Source organism: Nocardia salmonicida NBRC 13393 (assembly GCF_001613085.1).
Classification (GTDB): domain Bacteria; phylum Actinomycetota; class Actinomycetes; order Mycobacteriales; family Mycobacteriaceae; genus Nocardia; species Nocardia salmonicida.
On sequence record NZ_BDBR01000059.1, the window covers coordinates 35,071 to 56,184 of the forward strand.

At 67.2% G+C, this 21,114-nt stretch carries 21 protein-coding genes and 1 pseudogene; 15 read left to right on the forward strand and 7 right to left on the reverse strand.

The window, feature by feature from the left end; translation table 11 throughout:
- Nucleotide 1: 1 nt before the first annotated feature.
- On the reverse strand, nt 2–877 hold the full coding sequence (locus tag NS1_RS35945; RefSeq protein WP_062991811.1) for an oxidoreductase: 876 nt from the start codon (nt 875–877) through the stop codon (nt 2–4).
- 37 nt (nt 878–914) lie between these two features.
- Entirely contained in the window at nt 915–1,832 is a 918-nt protein-coding gene (locus NS1_RS35950) for a sigma-70 family RNA polymerase sigma factor (RefSeq protein WP_062991813.1), read from the reverse strand.
- Nucleotides 1,833–1,958: 126 nt separating this feature from the next.
- Here NS1_RS35950 and NS1_RS35955 point away from each other — a divergent pair, with 126 nt between their 5' ends.
- The 4 genes from NS1_RS35955 (at nt 1,959) to NS1_RS35970 (ending at nt 6,763) form a co-directional block, all read left to right on the forward strand.
- Entirely contained in the window at nt 1,959–2,588 is a 630-nt protein-coding gene (locus tag NS1_RS35955) for a TetR/AcrR family transcriptional regulator (protein ID WP_062991815.1), read from the forward strand.
- A gap of 68 nt (nt 2,589–2,656) precedes the next feature.
- Entirely contained in the window at nt 2,657–4,687 is a 2,031-nt protein-coding gene (locus NS1_RS35960) for an MDR family MFS transporter (protein ID WP_255284821.1), read from the forward strand.
- 81 nt (nt 4,688–4,768) lie between these two features.
- Complete coding sequence (locus NS1_RS35965; RefSeq protein WP_062991817.1) at nt 4,769–5,404, forward strand: PadR family transcriptional regulator; 636 nt, start codon at nt 4,769–4,771, stop codon at nt 5,402–5,404.
- Nucleotides 5,405–5,551: 147 nt separating this feature from the next.
- A complete protein-coding gene (locus NS1_RS35970; protein WP_062991819.1) occupies nt 5,552–6,763 on the forward strand; it encodes an FAD-dependent monooxygenase in 1,212 nt (403 codons plus the stop codon).
- 51 nt (nt 6,764–6,814) lie between these two features.
- On the opposite strand, the gene NS1_RS35975 is transcribed toward NS1_RS35970, so the two are convergent.
- Nucleotides 6,815–7,618, reverse strand: coding sequence for a helix-turn-helix domain-containing protein (locus NS1_RS35975; RefSeq protein WP_062991821.1), 804 nt, complete (start codon nt 7,616–7,618; stop codon nt 6,815–6,817).
- A 107-nt stretch (nt 7,619–7,725) separates the two neighbouring features.
- Between NS1_RS35975 and NS1_RS35980 the strand changes: the two genes are divergently transcribed.
- The gene (locus tag NS1_RS35980) at nt 7,726–8,754 is read left to right on the forward strand and encodes a zinc-dependent alcohol dehydrogenase family protein (RefSeq protein ID WP_062991824.1); all 1,029 of its coding nucleotides are present in this window, start codon (nt 7,726–7,728) and stop codon (nt 8,752–8,754) included.
- Here the strand turns inward: NS1_RS35980 and NS1_RS35985 are convergent.
- The 4 genes from NS1_RS35985 to NS1_RS36000 all read right to left on the reverse strand — a co-directional run bounded on the left by NS1_RS35985 (nt 8,703) and on the right by NS1_RS36000 (nt 11,336).
- Complete coding sequence (locus NS1_RS35985; protein ID WP_169812873.1) at nt 8,703–9,425, reverse strand: phosphatase PAP2 family protein; 723 nt, start codon at nt 9,423–9,425, stop codon at nt 8,703–8,705. The genes NS1_RS35980 and NS1_RS35985 overlap by 52 nt on opposite strands.
- 25 nt (nt 9,426–9,450) lie before the next feature.
- Nucleotides 9,451–9,675: a hypothetical protein gene (locus NS1_RS35990; RefSeq protein WP_084504764.1), complete on the reverse strand. Its 225-nt coding sequence runs from the start codon at nt 9,673–9,675 to the stop codon at nt 9,451–9,453.
- A 35-nt stretch (nt 9,676–9,710) separates the two neighbouring features.
- Entirely contained in the window at nt 9,711–10,487 is a 777-nt protein-coding gene (locus NS1_RS35995) for an HNH endonuclease family protein (protein ID WP_062991828.1), read from the reverse strand.
- A 198-nt stretch (nt 10,488–10,685) separates the two neighbouring features.
- Nucleotides 10,686–11,336 carry a phosphate signaling complex PhoU family protein gene (locus NS1_RS36000; RefSeq protein WP_062991830.1) on the reverse strand — a complete coding sequence of 217 codons (651 nt, stop codon included), beginning with the start codon at nt 11,334–11,336 and terminating at the stop codon, nt 10,686–10,688.
- A 104-nt stretch (nt 11,337–11,440) separates the two neighbouring features.
- On the opposite strand from NS1_RS36000, the gene NS1_RS36005 reads away from it, so the two are divergent.
- From NS1_RS36005 to NS1_RS36050, 10 genes and pseudogenes are all read left to right on the forward strand, one after another.
- Nucleotides 11,441–12,532 (forward strand): calcium:cation antiporter, encoded by a 1,092-nt coding sequence (locus tag NS1_RS36005; RefSeq protein ID WP_218020006.1) that lies wholly within the window; start codon nt 11,441–11,443, stop codon nt 12,530–12,532.
- A gap of 198 nt (nt 12,533–12,730) precedes the next feature.
- Complete coding sequence (locus NS1_RS36010) at nt 12,731–13,576, forward strand: MlaE family ABC transporter permease (protein ID WP_062991835.1); 846 nt, start codon at nt 12,731–12,733, stop codon at nt 13,574–13,576.
- On the forward strand, nt 13,576–14,442 hold the full coding sequence (locus tag NS1_RS36015) for an MlaE family ABC transporter permease (protein WP_062991837.1): 867 nt from the start codon (nt 13,576–13,578) through the stop codon (nt 14,440–14,442). Before NS1_RS36010 ends, NS1_RS36015 begins: the two co-directional genes overlap by 1 nt.
- 3 nt (nt 14,443–14,445) lie before the next feature.
- Nucleotides 14,446–15,480: an MlaD family protein gene (locus NS1_RS36020; protein ID WP_062991839.1), complete on the forward strand. Its 1,035-nt coding sequence runs from the start codon at nt 14,446–14,448 to the stop codon at nt 15,478–15,480.
- Nucleotides 15,477–16,481 (forward strand): MlaD family protein, encoded by a 1,005-nt coding sequence (locus NS1_RS36025; protein WP_062991841.1) that lies wholly within the window; start codon nt 15,477–15,479, stop codon nt 16,479–16,481. Before NS1_RS36020 ends, NS1_RS36025 begins: the two co-directional genes overlap by 4 nt.
- The gene (locus tag NS1_RS36030; protein ID WP_062991843.1) at nt 16,469–17,488 is read left to right on the forward strand and encodes an MlaD family protein; all 1,020 of its coding nucleotides are present in this window, start codon (nt 16,469–16,471) and stop codon (nt 17,486–17,488) included. Before NS1_RS36025 ends, NS1_RS36030 begins: the two co-directional genes overlap by 13 nt.
- Nucleotides 17,488–18,585, forward strand: coding sequence for an MlaD family protein (locus NS1_RS36035; protein WP_062991863.1), 1,098 nt, complete (start codon nt 17,488–17,490; stop codon nt 18,583–18,585). Before NS1_RS36030 ends, NS1_RS36035 begins: the two co-directional genes overlap by 1 nt.
- Nucleotides 18,582–19,634 carry an MlaD family protein gene (locus NS1_RS36040; protein WP_218020007.1) on the forward strand — a complete coding sequence of 351 codons (1,053 nt, stop codon included), beginning with the start codon at nt 18,582–18,584 and terminating at the stop codon, nt 19,632–19,634. The genes NS1_RS36035 and NS1_RS36040 overlap by 4 nt, the downstream gene beginning before the upstream one ends.
- Complete coding sequence (locus NS1_RS36045) at nt 19,631–20,584, forward strand: MlaD family protein (RefSeq protein ID WP_062991847.1); 954 nt, start codon at nt 19,631–19,633, stop codon at nt 20,582–20,584. Before NS1_RS36040 ends, NS1_RS36045 begins: the two co-directional genes overlap by 4 nt.
- Before the next feature lie 128 nt (nt 20,585–20,712).
- Nucleotides 20,713–21,114, forward strand: a pseudogene (locus tag NS1_RS36050) (hypothetical protein); the annotation flags it as partial.

A 21,114-nucleotide genomic window follows, 5' to 3' on the forward strand; every position in this document is an offset into this window, starting at 1 on the left:
ATCAGAACTTGTAGCTGATCCCGGTCATCCGCTCGGATTCCTCCCACAGCCTGCGCAGCAGTTCGGGGTCACGCGAGATCTTGCTCGACGGGCAGGCCTCGACCGGCCCCTGGGACTGCATCAAACGGTTGGGCCCCCAGTAGGTGGTGGGATCGGCGTCGGGTTCGGTCGCCCCGAACAGTGTGGAATGCGCGGCCTTGGCGGGCGCATGGCCGATGAGCCTGATGAACGGCTTGCTGATCCGATCCAGCGGGGTCTCGGTGCGGGCGAACAGATCCGTTGCCGAGACCCCGGGGTGCACGACGTAGGACTTCTTCACCGATCCGGCCTCGGTGAGCCTGCGCTGCAGTTCACGGCCGAACATCAGGTTGGCGAGCTTGGCCTGGGCGTAGGCGAGATTGCGCTGGTAGCGGCGGTTCTCGTAGTTGAGGTCGTCGATCCACAGCTTCGGCGTCTGCTTGTGGGCGATGCTGGCGATCGACACCACCCGGTCGCGGACGCGATCGAGCAGCAGCCCGGTGAGCGCGTAGTGGCCGAGGTGGTTGACGCCGAACTGGGTTTCGAAGCCGTCGGCGGTGCGCGAGAAGGGGATGTTCATCAGGCCCGCGTTGTTGATCAGCACATCGAATTCGCCCTGCTGCTCGGCGAATGCGCGCACGGAAGCCAGATCGGCGAGGTCGAGCGCGGCCACCCGCACGTCGCCGGGGATGGCGTCGGCGATGGGCTGGGCCTTACTCGCGTTGCGGCAGGCCATGATCACGGTGGCGCCCTTACCTGCCAGCGCCTTGGTGGTTTCGGCACCGAGGCCGCCGTTGGCCCCGGTGATCACGAACGTGCGCCCGGACTGGTCCGCGATGTCAGTTGGTTTCCATGCCATGCTCCTATCTTACTCCGGAGTAAGATAGGAGGGAAGTTCACCCCAGCAATCCGGCAAGCGTACGGGCGCAGGCGGGTCTGCGCAGCTTGATCATGGCTTTCGCCTCGATCTGGCGTGCCCGTTCGCGGGAGAAGCCGAGCGCCGAACCCACCTCCTCCAGTGTGCGGCCTTCCCCGCGATCGAGGCCGAACCGCAGCCGGATCACGGCCGATTCTCGTTCGGTGAGCACCGTCAAGGCCGTCTCGACGTAGCCGCCGAGCATTCGATCCGCGACCACATCCGCCGGCGGGGGCGTGGTGTCGGGGAGCAGCGAGCCCAGATCGGTGTCATCGCCGACGGGCGCGTGCAGCGAGACCGGCTCGGCTTCGTGTCGCAGCATCGCTTCGACCTGCGCGACAGTGAGTTCGGCGCCGACGGCGAGTTCTTCCGTCGTGGCCGCCCGCCCCAGCTGGTGGGTCAGCTCGCGCCGCACCCGGATCACCCGGTGCAGCACGTCGGCCACATTCGAGGGCAGCCGGATCGCGCGCCCCTTGTCGGTGAGCGCGCGACCGATCGACTGCCGGATCCAGAACGTCGCGTAGGTGGAGAGTTTGAGTCCACGCTCGTGGTCGAACTTCTCCACCGCCCGCATCAGTCCGAGCGTGCCCTCTTGAATCAGATCGAGCAGCGACATTCCGGCATTGGTCGGGAACCGGCGGGCGATGGAGACGACCAGGCGCAGGTTCGCCCGCACCATGTGATCTTTCGCGCGCAGACCGTCGAGTTCGTTGCGGTGCAACAGCTCTCGTCGTGCGGCGGTGAGTTCGTCACCGGCTGAGTCGATCTCGGCGCGCGCGGCGGCCCCCGCGGCGATGCGCGCGCCGAGGGCGTATTCCTGCTCGGCGGTCAGTAGGGGAGTGCGGCCGATCGCGGTCAGGTAGTCGCGAATGGGATCGGCGGTGACGGCGGTGGTCAAGAAGGCTCCCGTTCGATCTGCGGCGAGAAGTGGGACTGATGGGCTCAGTGCAACGAACACAAACTTAGAATGAACCTAAAAATATGTCAAGAGTAAATTTATGACGGCTTCAGATATGCTGGTGGCATGACGCAACCGGGGCTACGGGCCAGGAAGAAGCAGCAGACCAGGGAGCAGATCTCCGACCGCGCTACCGCGCTGTTCCTGGAACGCGGCTTCGACCGGGTGACCATCGCGGAAGTGGCGGCGGCCGCCGACGTCGCCAAGATGACCGTCACCAACTACTTCCCCCGCAAGGAAGACCTCGCCCTCGATCTCGGCGAGGTCTACATCGGGCAACTCGCCGCGATCGTGCGCGACCGCGAACCGGGGCAGTCCGCCCTGGCGGCGCTGCGTCACGCGTATCTGACGGCCGTCGCGGCCCACGACCAACTCATCGGCTTCAGCGGCGAACCGTTTGCCCGGATGATCGCCGACAGTCCGGCGCTCACTGCCCGCGTGCGCGACTTCAACGACGACCGTGAGGTGGCACTGGCCGTCGCGCTGGCCACCGAGACCGGGGCCGCGTCCGACGACATCACCCCACGCGTGGCCGCGGCCCAACTCGCCGGTGTGCTGCGGGTGTTGTTCGACGAGATCACCCGCCGCACGCTCGCCGGTGAAGCTGACACCGAGATCGCCGCCGCGTTGACCCGCGATGCCGAGATCGCCTTCGACGCGCTCGAACCGGGCCTGGGAAACTACGCCGTGCGCTGAGCGATCGGTGGCGATTGCCGCCGTGTCACTGGGGTCCGGCATCGGACCTGAAAGCCCATACTGAGGCAATGTCGGATGGTGTTGCTGTAGACGAGCCCGTCGAGCCGATGAGCAAGGCGAAGATCAACATCATCTTCGCGACCGTGGTGCTCGGCATGCTCATGGCCGCACTCGACCAGACCATCGTCTCGGCGGCGCTGCCCTCGATCGTCGCCGATCTCGGCAGCGCGGGGCACATGGCCTGGGTGGTGACCGCGTATCTGCTCGCCGAGGCCGTCGCGACCGTGCTCGCGGGCAAACTCGGTGACCTGTTCGGCCGCAAACTGCTGTTCCAGATCAGCGGCATCATCTTCATCGCGGGCTCGGCGCTGGCCGGCTTGTCCAATGGCATGGCCGTCCTGATCGTGGCCCGCGCGATCCAGGGCGTCGGCGCGGGCGGGTTGATGGTCACCTCGATGGCCCTGATCGCCGACACCATCCCGCTGCGCGAACGCGGCAAATATCAGGGCGCGCTCGGCGCGGTGTTCGGCGTGACCACCGTCGTCGGGCCCACCCTCGGCGGGCTGTTCACCGACCACGCGAGTTGGCGCTGGTGCTTCTATGTGAATGTGCCGATCGCGATCGTCATGGTGGTGATGGCGGCGCGCACGCTGCCGCACCTGCGCGCGGTCACCCGGCCGGTGATCGACTACCTCGGCATCGGCCTGGTCGCGCTCGGTGTCTCGTCGCTGATCCTCGGACTCGAGTTCGGTGGCAACGAATATCCGTGGGGCTCTTGGCAGATCATCGGTTTGTTCGTGCTCGCGGTGGTGCTGCTCACTGGGTTCGTGCTGGTGGAGAACCGGGCGAAGGCGCCGATGCTGCCGATGCGGTTGTTCAGCAGCCGGGTGTTCACGGTGTCGTCGGTGCTCAGTTTCATCGTCGGCTTCGCGATGCTCGGCTCGATGACCTACCTGCCCGCCTACCTGCAATATGTCGACGGCGCGACAGCGACGATCTCCGGTGTGCGAACGCTGCCACTGGTCGTCGGCCTGTTCATCACCTCGGTCTTCTCCGGGCAGGTGGTCGGGAAAACCGGGCAGTACCGGTACTTCCCGATCGTCGGCATGGCGGTGATGGCGGTGGGCCTGGGCCTGATGTCCACGATGGGGCACGACACGAGCGTGTGGCTGGAATCGCTGTACATGCTGATTCTCGGCTCCGGGCTCGGCCTGTCGATGCAGGTGCTCACCATCGTCGTGCAGAACACCGTGCCCTACGCCGACCTCGGTACCGCCACCTCGGGCGTCACCTTCTTCCGCACCCTCGGCAGCGCGTTCGGCACCGCCGTCTTCGGCACGCTCTACACCAACCAGAGCAAGACCGCGCTGGAGAACGCGTTGACGCAGACGCCGGGCGTCCCGCCCGAGGTGGTCGCGAATCCGAAACTGCTGCGAGAACTGCCGTACGAGCAGGCCGCGCCTATCATCGACGCCTACGCGCTGTCGATCGATCACGTGTTCCGCTGGGTCGTGCCGGTGGCGCTGGTCGGTTTCGTGGTGGCCTGGTTCCTGCCACAGGTGCGGCTACGTGACAGCGCCCGCCACGGCGCCGGTGACGTCGGCGAGGGATTCTCGGTACCCGATTCGCACGACCGGGTGGTGCAGCTGGAACGCGCGGTCGCCACGACGGTGCGCAAGGCCAGGGCCGAGAAACCGATCATCCCCGAGCTCATCGCGGCCTCCGGCAGCACGCTGAACCCGGACACGGCATGGGCGCTGGGGCAGGCCTACCTCTATGCCAAGGAAGGTATGCCCGCCACCGTGCACGCCATCTCCTACCGGCACCGGCTGCCGGTGGAGGTGCTCTCGCCCGTCTTCCGCCAGGCCGCCGACGCGGGTCTGCTACACGACGACGGGGGCGTCCTCTCGCTGACCGACGAGGGCGACGCCGAGGTCGACAAGCTGCGGGCGGGTTGGCGGCGCTGGCTCGGTGACCGCCTCGACGACTGGAACTCCGACGATCCGGTCGACCGCGCCCTGCTCGACGAGGCGCTGTCGAAGATCGCGGCCAAGCTGCTCGACCAGGGCGCTGATAGCAGCGAGGTATCGAAAGTCTGAATTCCGCCGTCCACTCCACTGGACAAGCCTTGCCGCCGAATACTCGTAGACGTATATTCGTAGACGAGTAAGGAGGCAGTCATGGTTACGAAGCGCAAAGTGAACAACCTGCTGGCGCTCGCCGTGCTCTCGGTGATCGTGCAGCGCCCGATGCACCGCTACGAGATCGCCGCCACCCTGCGCGCGCACGGCAAAGACCGTGACATGGACATCAAGTGGGGCTCGCTCTACACCGTCGTGCAGAACATGGAGAAGGCCGGATTCCTCGAGGTCATCGGTAGCGAACGCGACGGCGCGCGCCCCGAGCGGGTGATCTACCGGATCACCGACGCGGGCCGCGCCGAGATGGCGGACTGGACCCGCGAGCTGCTCGCCGCGCCCGAGCCCGAACATCGCCGGTTCACCGCGGGCCTGTCGATTCTGGCGGTGCTGCCGCCGGACGAGGTGATCGCCCTGCTCCGCACCCGCGTCGCGGCGCTGGAGCGAACCATCGAGACCACCAAGGCCGAGCTAGCCGAGCTGACAGTGCCCCGGCTGTTCCTCGTCGAGTCCGAATTCGGGCTGGCGATGCTGGAAGCCGAGGCGAACTGGGCCCGCTCCCTGTGTGCGGAACTCGCCGCGGGCACCTTCGAGGGCCTCGAACTCTGGCGGCAGTGGCATGTCGACGGCATGCCCACCGAACAGATCCCCGACCTCGGCGAGAGGGGGAACGACTAGCTCCCGCCCCAAGACCCGGACCCGGTGGCGTGCGGCAACACCCCACCGAGCCCGAGAAACCGTCTCGAAACCAGGCGCACCCGGCCACGAGGTGAGGCAACCACAGGATAGCTGGGTGGCGCCGACACACAGATCTGGAGATCACCCATGTCCACCACTCGTTCCGCATTGATCATCGGCGGCGGCATCGCCGGACCCGTCGCCGCCACGGCCTTGCGCAAAGCAGGCATCGACGCCCATGTCTACGAGGCCTATTCCGGCCCCTCCGAGGGCATCGGCTCCGGGCTCGCGCTGGCCCCCAACGGCCTCGCGGCGCTCGACATCATCGGCGCCGGTGACGCGGTGCGCGAGATCGCCCTGCCGGTCGCGCAGATGCGACTGCGCGTCAGCGGTCGTGAACACATCATGCCGGTGCTGGCCGACCAGCCCCCGCTACAGGCTGTCGACCGCGGTGCATTGCACCGCACCCTGCACGATCACGCGGTCGCCGCGGGCGTGCCGTTCAGCTACGACAAGCGGCTGACGAGGGTCGACGAACACCCCGACGGTGTCACCGCGCACTTCACCGACGGATCGACCGCCACCGCCGATATCCTCGTCGGCGCGGACGGAATCCGTTCCACCGTGCGAAGTCTGATCGACCCGGCCGCGCCAGGTCCCGACTACACCGGCATGCTCGGCTTCGGCGCTCTGGTCGAATGTGATCTCGACCTGCCGGACGACACCATGGTGTTCGCCTTCGGCGCCAAGGCGTACTACCTGTACTGGAAACAGGCCGACGGCCGCGTGGCATGGGGCGCGAACCTGCCGAGCAAGCAATACCTTTCGCTCACCGATGCCCGTGCCGTCCCCGCGGAGCATTGGCTGGAAGTACTGCGCGAGACGTACGCGCCCGATTCTCCCGGCGCCGAATTCACCCGCCGCACCACGGCGCAGAACCTCGAGATCGCCGGCGCACTGCACATCATGCCGCCGGTGCCGCACTGGTATCGCGACCGCATGGTGCTGGTGGGCGACGCGGTGCACGCACCGTCGAACAGCTCGGGACAGGGTGCGTCACTGGCGATCGAGAGCGCCGTGCAGCTGGCGCGATGCCTGCGCGATATCGCCTCGCCCCCTGAGGCTTTCGCGGTCTACGAGCAGTTGCGGCGGGCCCGCGTGGAAGGCATCGCGGCGCGCGCGGCGAAGATCAACCACAGCAAGACACCGGGACCCCTCGCCCGCAAGGTGATGAACGCGATGATGCCGCTCATGGTCAAGACGGTGATGAACCCGGAGAAGACGATGGGCGTCGAACGCCGGTACCGCATCGATTGGGATGCGCCGGTCCGGGCGGAATCCGCCACTGCCGCACAGTGATCCGGGCAGCCCTCGGTCCGTGGTGATCGAGGGCTGTCACACAGTGCACGATCACTGCTTCGTTCGGTGCCGGTCCGCGCGCAGTCGCAGGATGCGCGCGGTTTCCGCGTCGGCGGGCAGGAACGCCTCGAGGTGGAGTTCGGCGATGGTGACGTCGGTGGCGGTCGCGAAGGAGGTGAGGGTGGTGATCAGGCGGAGGTCACCGTCGGCGGTGTGCAGGTGGAGGGGAACGGCGAAGCCGACATGGTCGGGGCCGGGGGAGGGGGCGGGCAGGTAGCTCGACAGCTCGGCGATGAGCTGGTCGAGGGCCGGATCGGGGGTGTGCGCGGCGCGGCCACGGAGCGAATCCATGATGTGCCTGCCCCAGTCGGGGAGGTTGCGCACGCGCGGGGCGACGCCGTCGGGGTGCATGGCCAGCCGAAGGACATTGATCGGCGAACGCAGCAGTCGCGGATCGACGCCCTCGGTGAACAGATCGAACGCGGCATTGGCGGTGACGAGTTCGCCGCGCGGGCGGGCGACGAGCGCCGGGTAGGGCATGTGCCCGTCGAGGACCGCGCTGATCGCCTCGCGCACCGGTGCCAATTCCGGCGCGGCCAGGTCGCTTTCGGGGAATACCGGCGCGAATCCGGCGGACAGCAGCAAGGTGTTGCGGTCGCGCAGCGACAGCTCGAGCGATTCGGCCAGTCGCACCACCATCGTGCGACCCGGCTGGGACTTGCCCTGCTCGAGGAAGCTCAAGTATCGCTGGCTGGTCTCGGCCCGAATCGCCAGATCGAGCTGGCTGACCCGGCGCAGCGTGCGCCAGTGACGCAGTTGGGGGCCGAAACCGGTCGTCGGCAGCACGGTCGTCATGACCGGAGTCAACCGCGTCGACGGCCGCCGCCATTCCCCGCCGCAGACCAACGCCCATACCCTCCAGGGAATCGCGCGGTCCCACCATCGCCGACACAGTTGTTCCCATGCCGCACACCGAACTGCACCCCGACCACGCTTTCGCCTACCGCCTCGACGGTGGTCTCACGCGGACCGAACAGCAGCGACCCGAACCGGGCCCGCATCAGGTCCTGATCCGGGTCCGCGCCGCCTCGGTGAACCGCCGCGATCTGATGCTGATGGACGGCACGTACCCGTTGCCCGCCACCGCCGGCGTCATCCCGCTCTCCGACGGCGTCGGCGAGGTGATCGCGCTCGGCACCGGAGTGACCCGCGCGGAAATCGGCGACCGGATCACCGCGAGCTACTTCGTCCACTGGATCGACGGTCCGCAGACTCTCGCCACGGCGGCCGAGCAGTACGGCGCGAACTACGACGGATTCCTCGCCACCTACGCACTCGTCGAAGAGGATTCGATCGTGCATGTGCCCGCTCACCTCACCGATGCGGAGGCGGCGACCCTGACGTGCGCGGGCTTGGTCGCCTGGTCGGCGCTCACCACACCCGTGCCGCCTGCTCCCGGTGCGCGCGTGCTCACCGTCGGAAGCGGCGCGGTGGCGCTGTTCGCGATCCAGTTCGCGAAGATCCTCGGCGCCGAGGTCATCTCGATCACCTCCAGCCAGGCGAAGGCCGACCGGTTGCGCGCGCTGGGCGCCGACACGGTGATCGACCGCACCGTGACCAGGAACTGGGGTGACGCGGTGATGGACCTGACCGGGACCGGCGCCGAGCACATCGTCGACGCGGTCGGCCTGCCCACGCTCGAACAATCGGTGCGAGCGGGCGCGTACAACTCGACGGTGACGATGGTCGGCGCGATGGCGCCCGCACCGGGAACAGCACTGCCGGACAACCCGTTCGGCTCCTCCTACCTGGCCATCCGGCGCATCGCGGTCGGCAGCCGCGCCGGTTTCGAGGCGATGAACCGAGTGATCACCGAGCACCGCCTTCGCCCGGTGATCGACCGCGAATTCGATGTCGACAAGGCCGCCGACGCCTACGACTACCTGCGTTCGGGTGCCTCGTTCGGCAAGGTGGTGATCGCGGTGGGCTGAGGGTTCAGCACGCGGGTGAACACGGTGACGCACAGGACCAGCCACAGCAGGCCGATGATCCAACCGGCCAGCACATCGGTGGTCCAGTGCACACCGAGATAGATGCGCGACAACCCGACGGCGACGGGAAAGGCGACCGCGAGCACGGCGGCGGTCAGACGGAGCCAGTGCTGGGTGATCCGCGGAACCAGGACTATCGCCACGATGCCGACGACCACCGTGGAACCGAGCGTGTGCCCCGACGGGTACGACAGGCTGGGTTCGAACACCAGCCGCGACGCCTCGGGCGGTCGCTGGCGGCCGACGAGACGTTTGATCACCCACACCAGCACTCCCGCACCCAGCGACGTGACGGCGACCAGGGCGGCGACCGGCAGGTTGCGCCGCAGCGCGAAGACGCCGACGGTGAGCGACGCCAGAATCGTCATCGACAGTGTGCTGCCGAGGTCGGTGATCACCGTGGCGATACTGGTGAGCGGTTCGCCGCGGTGCGCGATCATCCAGTCGAGCACCGCGGTGTCCATCCGGCTGATGCCGCTGGTGACCTCCCAGGTGAGGGCGATGATCAGCACCGCGGCGGTCGCCATGAGGGCGAGCACGCGCGGTGTCCGACGGCACAGCGTCGACCAGGCGATGTCGGGTGGCGGCGATTGTCGAGAGGCAGTCGGCATAACTACCAGATTGCCAGGTGAATCCTCATGCTTCGAAGACCACGATGTTTCCGGCGACATCTCGGGTGCCCGCGTCCTTCTTGATCGCCTTCACCAGGTCGGCGACGCAGTCCCAGGTACGGGCGGGCTCGCAGTCGATGTTGCCGATCGTGAACCAGGTATCGGTGCCGCGATAGCGGACGAGGCCCTTGCCGGCGTCGTCGAGCATGACATCGAGCTCGCCGGACACCGTCCCTTCCTCTTCGGTCATGACGGCGCTCTCGGCGGTGATCTCGATGGGCTCGCTTATTTGAACTCTCCTCGGCGGAGGCAGTCATCGACTGCGGTGCGCAATGCGGTGTGCTCTGCGGTATCAACGGTCAGTGCGTATTTTACCTTCACTTTGACGTAGTGCTCCACATAGGCACACCGGAAGTTACCGGGCGGCAGATAGTTCGCGGGATCCTGATCACCCTTGGAGCGGTTGGCCGACGGGTCGGCGGCGACCAGGTTCATCGAGTCGTTGGCGATGCGGCGTCGGGTGTCCTCGTCGCGGTCGGCGGCACCGGATCGCCACGCTTCGGCAAGGGCGACAATGTGTTCGGCGTCGACCTTGGACGGATCGGTGATGAACTTGTAGGGCCCGAGTTGGCCGGTCTTCTTGTCGATGAAGCCGTAGTGGTCCTGCCAGCCGCCACCGGCCGCCACCGTCAAGTCGCAGGTCTTGGCGTCGAGGGTGACCTTGCCGTTGGCGTCACGCAGCATCATCACCTCGCGGCTGGTGCATTTGGTGTACTTGGCCAGGTCGCCGGTGAAGCCGTGCTCGGGCTTGTTGGTGTCCCAGTGCGGGAACTTCTCGCGCGTGTAGCCCGTCATCGGGCCTTCCTTCGCGACGACGAGGGTGGCGACCAGATCGCCGACCTCCTTGCCCGACACCGTCGCCGCGCCCGCGGCGCCAGGCCCCGGATTCACCTCGTCCAGCAGCGAGTTCGAACAGGCGGCCACCACGGCCAGACATACCGCCGTGGCGAAGGCGAGCAGGACTCGTCCCAGAATCGTGCCGTTGATCGAAGACCACTTCATGCCCGTACCGCCCAGACGCTCCGTCGAAAAATGAACCGGCACAACCTAACGGCCGCACCGGGTGTCGTCAGTGATTGTCCGCTATGAGGTTCCGCACAGCACAGCGGGAACCGATTGTGGCTCAATAGCGTTCATCTATCGACGGAAGTGACCGTTGCCGCCCGAGTGCAAACTCTAGGTGACCGATATCACAATCTATCAGTCGGGCAGTGATCCCGACTCCGGCGGAATCCCGGTGTCCAGGAAGCGGATCAGCCGTGCGATACGGGCGGCATGGTCGACACATCGCTGGAACTGACTGCCCAGCAACGCCATATCGATCGCGGCCTCGGTGCTCACCTCGGCCTCGCTGAGGGCGGTGCGCAACTGCTTGCACAGCGTTTCCATCGCGTCGATGTCGCTGCCGTCCTCGGCGGCGAATCGACCGCTGGCCACCGACGCGCTCACCCGCGCGACACAGGCGGCCGCGAGCGTGCCCATCGAGACCAGTTCGGTGATCACCGATGCTGGAGCGACCGCGCTCGGATGTGCCCGATACACGTACTGCCCAGCGGTTTCGGTGCGCCGACCGATCCGCGACAGCTCGCCGGCGACCTGAATCGCGGTCACCACATGGCGCAGGTCGCGCGCGACCGGCGCCTGCAACGCGAGCAGGGCCATGGTGCGGGATTCGCAGGCGGCGAACATCAGTTGTAGCTGCTCGTCGAGCGCGAATACCTCGTAGGTGGCAGCGAGGTCGGCACCGGCCAGCGCCTGGGTGACCCGCTCGGTCGCGTCATGGGCGACGCGCGACATCAGGGTGAGATCGTTGGCCAAAGCGACGAGCTCGAGGGTGAACTGGGTCCGCACGCGCTGAATTGTTCCCCATGCGGGGGGCGCGAGTGAATCCATCGCCGAGATCCATGCCGCGACGGATCCGGGTGTGCCCGGTCGTAGCTGGAAGGATGGAGGTCATGATTGCCGCGTTGACGACTAAATGGACCATGTACGTGCCCATCCTCGCCGCGCTGGTGCTCGTACTCAGCTGGGGCCGTTCGGTGCCGGGATTGATCGTCGCGCTGGTGAGTATCGCCCTGGTCGGTGCGGTGTTGGCGGCGGTCTATCACGCCGAGATCGTGGCCCACCGGGTCGGCGAGCCCTACGGTTCGCTGGTGCTCGCGGTGGCGGTGACCGTGATCGAGGTGGCGTTGATCGTCACGATGATGATCTCCGGCGGCGACAAGGCGGCCTCGCTGGCTCGCGACACCGTGTTCGCCGCGGTGATGATCACCTGCAACGGCATCTTCGGATTGGTGCTGCTCGTCGGCGCGCTGCGCAGGCGGGTGGCGGTGTTCAACGCGGAGGGGACCGGCGCCGCCCTGGCCACCGTCGCGACCCTGGCCACGCTGAGTCTGGTGTTGCCGACCTTCACCACCAGTGCGCACGGCCCTGAGTTCTCGCCGGCGCAGCTGGCCTTCGCCGCCGTCGCCTCGCTGGCGCTCTACGGGCTGTTCGTGATGGTGCAGACGGTGCGTCACCCCGACGATTTCCTCCCGGTGGAGGACGGCGGCGCGGTCGACGACAGCGACGCCCACAGTCACGCGCCGTCCAATCGGGCCGCGCTGATCAGTCTCGGCATGCTGGTGCTCGCCCTGGTCTGCGTGGTCGGCCTGGCCAAGGTGGTCTCGCCCGCGCTCGAGTCGGCGATCGCCTCGGCCGGATTGCCGCCGTCGGCGGTGGGTGTGGTGATCGCGATGCTGGTACTGCTGCCCGAGACCATCGCCGCGGTGAACTCCGCGCGCCGCAACCAGGTGCAGATCGGTCTGAACCTGGCGCTCGGTTCGGCGATGGCCAGCATCGGTCTGACCATTCCGGTGATCGCGATCGCGACCATCTGGCTCAGCGGTCCGCTGGTGCTCGGTCTCGGTGCCACGCAGATGGTTCTGCTCGCACTCACGGTCGTGGTCGGCACGCTGACGATCGTTCCCGGCCGCGCGACCTTGCTACACAGTGGCGTTCACCTGGCGTTGTTCGCGGGTTTTGTGTTCCTGGCCGCAAGCCCGTAGCTGAAGTGTTGCGGATCACACGGCATGTAGATCTGTCATGGAAATCGTGGAAAAGCGACCAGGGTCACCCACTGAAAATTTTGTTGTGACGCAGAGTACCGGTTAGCTTGCTGGAGTTGGCACCGACGCCGAAGCCAGAGAGTGCGGTATGAAAATCACCAAGCCCCGTGCTTCACGAGCGGCCCGGAGGCATTCCTGATGCCTACCGATCTGCACTCCGCGAAGCCGGATTCCGCTACCCAGATCGTCCGCGAGAATTTCACCGACACCGTCGTGTCGTCGCTGCGGACCTTCGGGCGTGCGGTCGATCTCGCACAGCAATCGGTCGGCGGCTCGTTCTCCGACATCGCCCGCAGGCAGTTCCAGTGGCGGGAGACCCTCGTGCAGGCCTGGCGCCTGATCACGGTCACCGCCATTCCCGCGATCCTGATGGCGATCCCGTTCGGCGTGATCGTCTCGGTCCAGGTCGGCAACCTGATCCACAGCCTCGGCGCCGACTCCATGCTCGGCGCGACCGGCGGCCTCGGCGTGATCAAACAGGGCGCGCCCATCGCCACCGGCTTCCTGCTCGGTGGCGCGGGCGCGGCGGCCATCGCGGCCGACCTCGGTGCGCGCACCATCCGCGAGGAGATCGACGCGCTCAACACCATGGGTATCAACCCGGTGCACCGGCTCGTCATCCCGCGTCTGGCCGCCATGCTGCTGGTCGCTCCGATGCTCAATGTGCTGATCATCTTCGTCGGCGTACTGGCCGGCTACGCGGTCGCCGTCGGCGGTCAGGGCGTGACCCCGGGTAGCTACTGGTCGACATTCGGTTCGTTCGCGACCGCCGGTGACGTGTGGGTCTCGCTGCTCAAGGCGCTGATCTTCGGCTTCCTGGTCGTGATCATCTCCTGCCAGCGCGGCCTCGAGGCCAAGGGCGGTCCGCGCGGTGTCGCCGACGCGGTGAACGCGGCGGTGGTGCTCTCGGTGGTCTCGATCGCGATCGTGAACCTGTTGGCCAGCCAGATCAGCGCGATGTTCCTGCCGACGAAGTTGGCGTGATGGCTGCCTCGTCGTATATCCCCACCTCGCTGCACTGGCTGCGCAAGCCCGCCCGCATCGGCAAGCGGATCGTCACCGCCGGTGAATCGCTCGGCTTCGTCGCGGTGTTCGTCTGGCAGGTTCTGTCCTCGGTGCCGCTGACGCTGCGCCGCTACCGGGACGAAACGCTGCGCGCGGTCACCGATATGACCTGGGGTCGCGGGTCGATCATCGTCGGTGGCGGCACCGTTCCGATGATGATCGTGCTCGGCCTGGTGATGGGCGCCTCGGTGGGCGTCGAATCGTTCGCCTCCCTCGACATGCTCGGCATGGGCCCGGTCACCGGTGTGATCTCGGCCTATGCGACCACCCGTGAGCTGGCCCCGATCGCGGCGGCCATCGGCTTCGCCGCCCAGGCGGGCTGCCGGATCACCGCCGAGATCGGTGCGATGCGCATCTCCGAGGAGATCGACGCGATCGAGGCGCTCGGCCTGCGTTCGGTGCCCTACGTCGTCACCACCAGGGTGATCGCCGGCGCCATCGCCATCGTGCCGACCTTCCTGATCGCGCTGATCCTGGCCTACGGCGCCTGCCGCGGGCTGCTCACGATGGTCTACGGCCAGTCGGCCGGTGTGTACGACCACTACTTCTTCCAGTTCATCTCCGGCTTCGACATGATCGCCGCGGTGATCAAGGTGGCGGTGTTCGGCACGGTGGTGATCCTGGTGCACGCCTACTTCGGGTTCTTCGCCACCGGTGGTCCCGAGGGGGTCGGCATCGCCTCCGGTCGCGCGGTGCGCGCCAGCTCGGTGGCCATCATCGCCATCGACATGGTCCTCACGATCACGCTCTGGGGCTTCAACTCGGCGATCAGTTTTACGGGGTGAGCTATGCCTAATTACGGAATGCCGGGCGTCGCCGCCGATCGGCGCAGCGCGCGCACGACCGGCGCGATCATCCTCGGACTGATCACGGCGGTCCTGCTCGGAACTGTCGCCTACAACAACCTGCGCACCGAAGACGGCCTGCGCATCGCCCTGCACACCGAACATCTCGGTGACGGCATCAGCGCGGGCAGCCAGGTCCGCGTCGACGGCGTGACGGTCGGCGAGGTCGCCGAGGTGACCCCCGGCGCACGCGGCACCCAGCAGATCTCGCTGCTGCTCGACTCGCAGCGTCTGGTCGGCATCGACGACAGCCTCGCGATCGACTACGCCCCGACCAACCTGTTCGGCATCGCCGAGATCGAATTGCGCCGCGGCGCGGGCGGTTCGCCGCTGCGCGAGGGCGCGGTCCTCGACCTCACCGGCACCAACGGCGACCGGGTCTACGACGCCACGATGAGCGCGATCCTGCGCAGCCTCTCGCAGGTCGGCATGACCGTCACCAGCCCGCAGATGGCGACTGTCATCTCCCAGCTGGCCGCCGACTTCAAGGCCTTCACCCCGCTGGTGCAGGCCCTGATCACCGTCGCGAAGACCCTCGCCGACAACCAGGACGTGATGCCCTCGGAGCTGTTCGGCAAGCTCGGCCCCGCCTTCGACGGCGGCGGTGAGTTCGCGGGCGCCACCATGAAAGTGATCGACCAGCTCAGCGAGATCAGGGTCACCCAGGTCGACAAGGAGCGCTACGACATCGGCGTCGGGGTGATCGGCGGCAGCATCCTGCCCGCGCTGACCACCACGCTGAATACGGCGGGCGGCCACTTCGCCGAGACCACCGACATGCTCGCCCCGATGCTGCTCGCGCTGGCCCAGATGTCGCCGAATCCGCGCCGGACCGGCGCCGATCTCACCGCCCTGCTGCAGAACCTGCGCGGCGCCATGCCCGACAGCCCGAACGGTCCTGTCCTCAACCTCGACGTCGAGCTCAGCGGTGTCCCCGGCATCGCGGTGCCGCTGTTCGGAAAGGCCGGTGGGCGATGAAGATTCGCGGAACCGCGCTGCGCCTGGGCGCCTTCACCCTGGTGATGATCACCGTCCTCGGGCTCGTGTTCACCCTGATCAAGCGTCCCGTCGACGGCGACACCTTCGCCCACGACGCGCTGTTCACCGACGCCAACGGCCTCAAGGTCGGCAACGACGTGCGGATGTTCGGCGTGCAGGTGGGCAAGATCGAGAAGATCAGCCTCGAAGGCGACAAGGCCAAGGTCGCGATCACGGTCAAGACCGACACCCCGATCTACGACAACTCCAAGCTGGCCATCCGCTACCAGAACCTCACCGGCCAGCGCTATATCGACCTGCAGCAGGCGCCCAACCCCGGTAAGACCATCGCGGCGAACGCCAGGATCGGCGCGAACATGACCGTGCCGTCCTTCGATGTGACGAGCCTGTTCAGCGGCCTCAAGCCGGTGCTCGCCACCTTGTCGCCGGAAGCGATCAACCAGTTCACCGCGAGCATGCTCGCCGTCATCGAGGGCGACGGCACGGGCCTGGGTCCCGCGTTGACCGCGATCGACCAGCTCGCGAGCTACGCCGACGACCGTCAGCAGGTGATCGGCATCCTGATCCGCAATCTGTCCGACATGGGCGACCGGCACGGCGGTCGAGTCGGCTACCTGCTGCCGCTGCTGGCCCGGCTCACCGACATCTTCGAGGCGATGCAGCGCAATATCGGCGGCGTCGCGCAGTTCGCGATGACCGCGCCCTCGGTGCTGGCCCCGGTGGACCGGTTGCTCGCCTCGCTCGGCCTGGTCGAAGGCGGCGGCGCCGATGTCGACGCGATGATCCGCGGGCTTTTCCCGAATCCCCAGGAAGCTGTCGAGGTATTCGGCAAGCTCCCCGGTCTGCTGGCCACGGTCGACGCCTCGCTTTCGCGTGGTTTCGCCGACTTCACGCCGCACTGCAGCAATGGCGCCGCCGAGGTGCCCGCGCCGCTGCAGGTGCTGATCGCCGGACAGAAGGTCACCGTATGCAACCGCTGAAGAAGCTCACCGGGATGTTCGCCGGTGATCGCCCGATCCCCGACGAAGCGGGCAAACGCGCACGGGAACTGCGGATGGGGATCATCGGCCTGAGCCTGGTCGTGCTGTTCATCATCGCCGCGGGCGTGGTCTACGTGGTACCGCTGGGCAAGCACACCTACACCGCCGAGCTCAGCGAAGCGCAGTCGGTGCGCGAGGGCGACGACGTGCGTCTGGCAGGCATCTCGGTCGGCAGCGTCACCTCCCTGGAGCTGAAGCCCGACAAGGTGCTGATGCAGTTCACCGTCGACAATGGGGTGTTCGTCGGCGACAAGACCTCCCTCGATGTCCGCATGCTCACCGTGGTCGGCGGCCACTACGTCGCGCTGTACCCGGCAGGCACCGCCCCGCTGGGGGACAAGGCGATTCCCTCCGATCGAATCCGCTTGCCCTACAGCCTGATCGAGACCTTCCAGGACGCCACCGCCCCGCTGGCCGCCGTCGACGGCGACACCGTGCGCAACAACCTGGCCGCCGCGAACTCCGCGATCGCGACCTCGCCGGAGGCGCTGCGCACCACGCTGGACACCGTCGGCAAGTACGTCGACATGCTCGATCGTCAGCGCAGCCAGGTATCGAAGTCGATCGCGGTCGTCGACGAGTACATCTCCATGTACGACGGCGCCAAGTCCGATCTGGGCAGGCTGATGGACAACGTCAACCTTCTCGAAGACCTGCTGCTGAGCAAGAAGGCCGAACTGGCCGAAGCGGTTCGGTTGCTCACCTCGGTGGTGAATCGTCTGGCCGGCCTCGCGCCGAGCTGGGAATCGACTCTGAAACCGCAGGCGCAGGCCCTGGCCGACGCGTTGCCGCGACTGCAGGAACTCGGCGGCCAACTCGAGCCCGTCATCGGGACCGTCGGCGCTCTGCAGACGAAGTTGTCGCAGCTGGCGACCCCCGAAGCCGGCGTGGTGGTCGACCAGTCGAGCGCCCGCGTGTGCGTACCGCTGCCCGGGAAGGCGTGCTGATGCTGAAACGACTGCTCGGATCCCAGGCGTTCATGTCGATCGCCGGTGTCGCGGTGCTCGTGGCGCTGGTGACCGGCGGCTACTTCGTCGCCTTCGATCCACTGAAGAAGACCGAATCCTATTGCGCGCTCATGCCCGACGCGATCGGCCTCTACCCCGGCAACCACGTCACCATGCGCGGCATGGATGTGGGCGAGGTGACCGCGGTGCGCAACGAGGGCGCCAAGGTGCGCGTCGAATTCGAGGTCGACGCCGAATTCGGTGTCTACTCCGATGCTTCCGCCACCACGGTCGCGTACTCGGTCGCGGCGGACCGCAATCTGGCGGTGCTCACCAGCGGCAAGACCGCGCCTCCGCTGGCGGGTGGCTGCATCACCAAAACCCTGACCCCCAAGAGCATCACCGAAACACTCACGGCGCTGGCGAACCTGTCCGATCAGCTCTCCGGCGGTGCCGCGGGTGAACCGAGTGCCCTGTCCGACGGCCTGTCCTCGCTCAACCGCGCGACCGAGGGCACCGGCCCGACGGTCAACGAACTCATCCACAAACTCGGTTCGGCGATGAACAAGCCCGACGCCGACATCGGCCATCTCGCAAGCCTTTTCGACGCGTTCGCCTCGGTGTCGAACCGGGTCGCCGCCAACTGGGGTGACCTGCAGACGATGCTGGTCCGCCTGGCGCCGCTGCTCAATATGGCCTCCGACGACCTGCTCGGCCCGGCCACGTCCCTGTTCGACGGTCTCGGCGAGGTGTTGCCGATGCTCAACGACATCGCCGTCATCCTCGGTGACCCGCTGATCGGCGCGCTCGACAAGGCGATCCCGCTGGTGAAGTTGTTGCGCGCCAACGTCGGATCGCTGAGCGAGATCGTGGCGAAGATGCCCGCGCTCGCCTCCGCCTTCCGTAGCGCCACCGATCCCGCCGGCGGCACCGCGATCACCTACGCGCCGCCGAAGGTCGCCCTCCCCGTCGGTGAGGCCGACCAGGTGTGCGGCGCGGTGAACGAGCTGATCCCGGGGCAGTGCCCCGATCCGGCGCAGGGACTGGCCGATGTGAATCTCGTGCAGGTCGTGCTGGGAATGGCAGGTGCTCGATGAACACTCGAAAGATGTTGCGGCGCAGTGTGGTCGCGCTGGTGATCGCGGGCGGACTCGCGGTCGGCGGCTGTGGTTTCGACCCCGCCGAGGTGCCGGTGCCCGGCTCGACTGTCAGCGGTTCGACCTACCGGGTGCAGATCGAGTTCAGCAGCGCGCTGAATCTGCCCGCGAAGTCGAAGGTGATCGCCAACGGCGCCGAGATCGGCATCGTCGACGGAGTGCGCGTGGTCCAGCCCGCCGACGCCCCCGCCGGTCGCGGCGGTTACGTCATCGTCGAGGCCGACATCCTCGACACCGTGCAGTTGCCGACGAAGTCCATCGCCGAACTGCGCCAGGACACCATCCTCGGCGATATCCACCTCTCGCTCACCACTCCGAAGGACGGCTTCGGCGAGCTGCTGCGCGACGGCGGCACGATCCCGATCGAACGCACGAAACCGCCTGTGCAACTGGAGGACACGATGGCCACCATGGCCCTGTTCGTCCAGGGTGGGGCGATCGGTCAGCTGCAGGAGATGCTCGGCCGGATCAACTCGGTGATGCCACAGGACCCCAGGGAAACCGCGCGCATCTCCGCGGTGATGGGCGCCGACGCCTCCGACCTGGCCGCGAATCTGGACCGGGTCGACCTGCTGGTCGACGGCCTGTCCCGCAACGCGACGATCCTGCACGACGACACCGAACAAGCGCTCACCGACATCCTCACCCCCGAGGCCGTGGCCTCGCTCACGGGCACGCAGGACTCGATCGCCGAGACCATGAAGATCTTCGACGCACTCGGCCCGGTCGGTACCTCGCTCACCTGGCTGGCTCCGATCGCGAGCTCCGGTGACGCCGCCGCGACCGCGTTCCTCCCGCTGGCCACCGGCGGCTCGGCCGACCTGCGCTCCTCGACCAATATGGCGCTGCTGACAGCACTGTTGCGCGACAAGATCATTCCCTTCGCCGAGCGCGGACCAAAGGTGAACGTCACCGGTGTCGAGGTGTCCGAACAAGACCAGCTGGCGCAGATCGTCACCGCGCTGCGGATGATCGGAATGGTGCGATGAAGATCGGTGCACTGGCCTCACTCGGCGGCATCGCCGCCATCACCGTGCTCGGTGCGAGCTACCTGACCTTCGGGGTGGTGCGCGTCGACCCGTTCGCCGACTACACCGCGGCCTCGATCGAGATCGCGAATTCCGGTGGCCTCAGCATCGGTTCGCCTATCCTGCTCACCGGCATCGAGATCGGCGAGGTCACCGGCGTCGACACCTCGGCGAGTGGTCGCGTCCAGGTCGGCTTTCGGTTCGGCGCCGCTCACAAGGTGCCGATGAGCAGTGTCGTCACCATCGAGCACCTGTCCTCGCTCGGTGAGCCGTACGTGCAGTTCGTGCCGCGCGACGCCAACGGTCCCTATCTCACCGACGGACAGCGCCTTTCCGGCGAGAACGTGCGCACCCCGATGTCGATCCCCGAGGTCGCGCGGCTGGTCACCAAGACCGTCGAGCAACTCGACCCCGCGGTCGTCGGCTCCCTGGTCGACACGCTCGGCACGGCGATGGTCGGTACCGAGAACGTGGTCCCCGAACTGGCAAGGGCAGGCGACCTGCTCGCCGCGGCGCTGATGAGTCGCGCCCCGGCGATCGGCGAGCTGCAGAACAACTTCGAGTACGTCTCCGGCGACATCGGCTGGGCAGGCCCGGCCACCTCCGCCGCCGCGCCCGCCTTCATCCGGTTGAGTCAGGTGATCGATCAGTTCGTCGAATCGGTCGGCCGGGCCACCGAGGGTGATCCGCGAATGTACCTGCGCGACGGCGGTCTGGTGCCGTTGCTGGAGCAGCTCACCGCCAAGCTGAACGAGCTCGGCCCCGAGCTCTCCGCGCTGCTGCCCGGGCTGCACCCGCTCACCGAATCGGTCACCGCGACCGCTCCGCAGCTCGATCTGAGCGCATTGGTCACCCAGGCGCTGCACAACACCGACGCCGACGCGGTGAAGGTGCGGGTCGCGATCAAGTAAATATCTGGCAACCATCGCATATAGGTATTTGCCCTGGCCAGTGGTTGTTCGGTCGAGTCTAGCGGCCTGCGAGCAACCGTGCGGTAGCCTGCTGGACGGGGGACCTGGTCCGCGGTAAAGGCGGTGCGATGGCAGAGAGCAGCGAGGGTCCGGAAACTCGGACCGGCAGCAGTACTCGAATGATCGCGATCGCGGCGGTACTCGCCGCGATACTCGCACTGGTGGGCGCGCTCGGTCTGTTGCTGCGCGCCGACCAGAGTGACGACAACCCGTCGGTGAACCCGATGGGATCCGGCGCCAACGGTCTCCCGCTCGCCGGGTCCGACCGAGAAGCCGCCGATCAGGACCAGAAATTTGCGCCACCGTGGCCGGCAAGGCGAGTCGGCGGGAACTGCTCGGCCGGTGGCATCGTCGCGCACTGGCGCGTCCACGACGACGGCCAATGGCAATGCACGGTGACCACCCCCGACGCCCTGCCCCCGACAGCGGCCCCCGTGCCGCCGCCCGGAACCGAACCCGCCCCCGGGCCC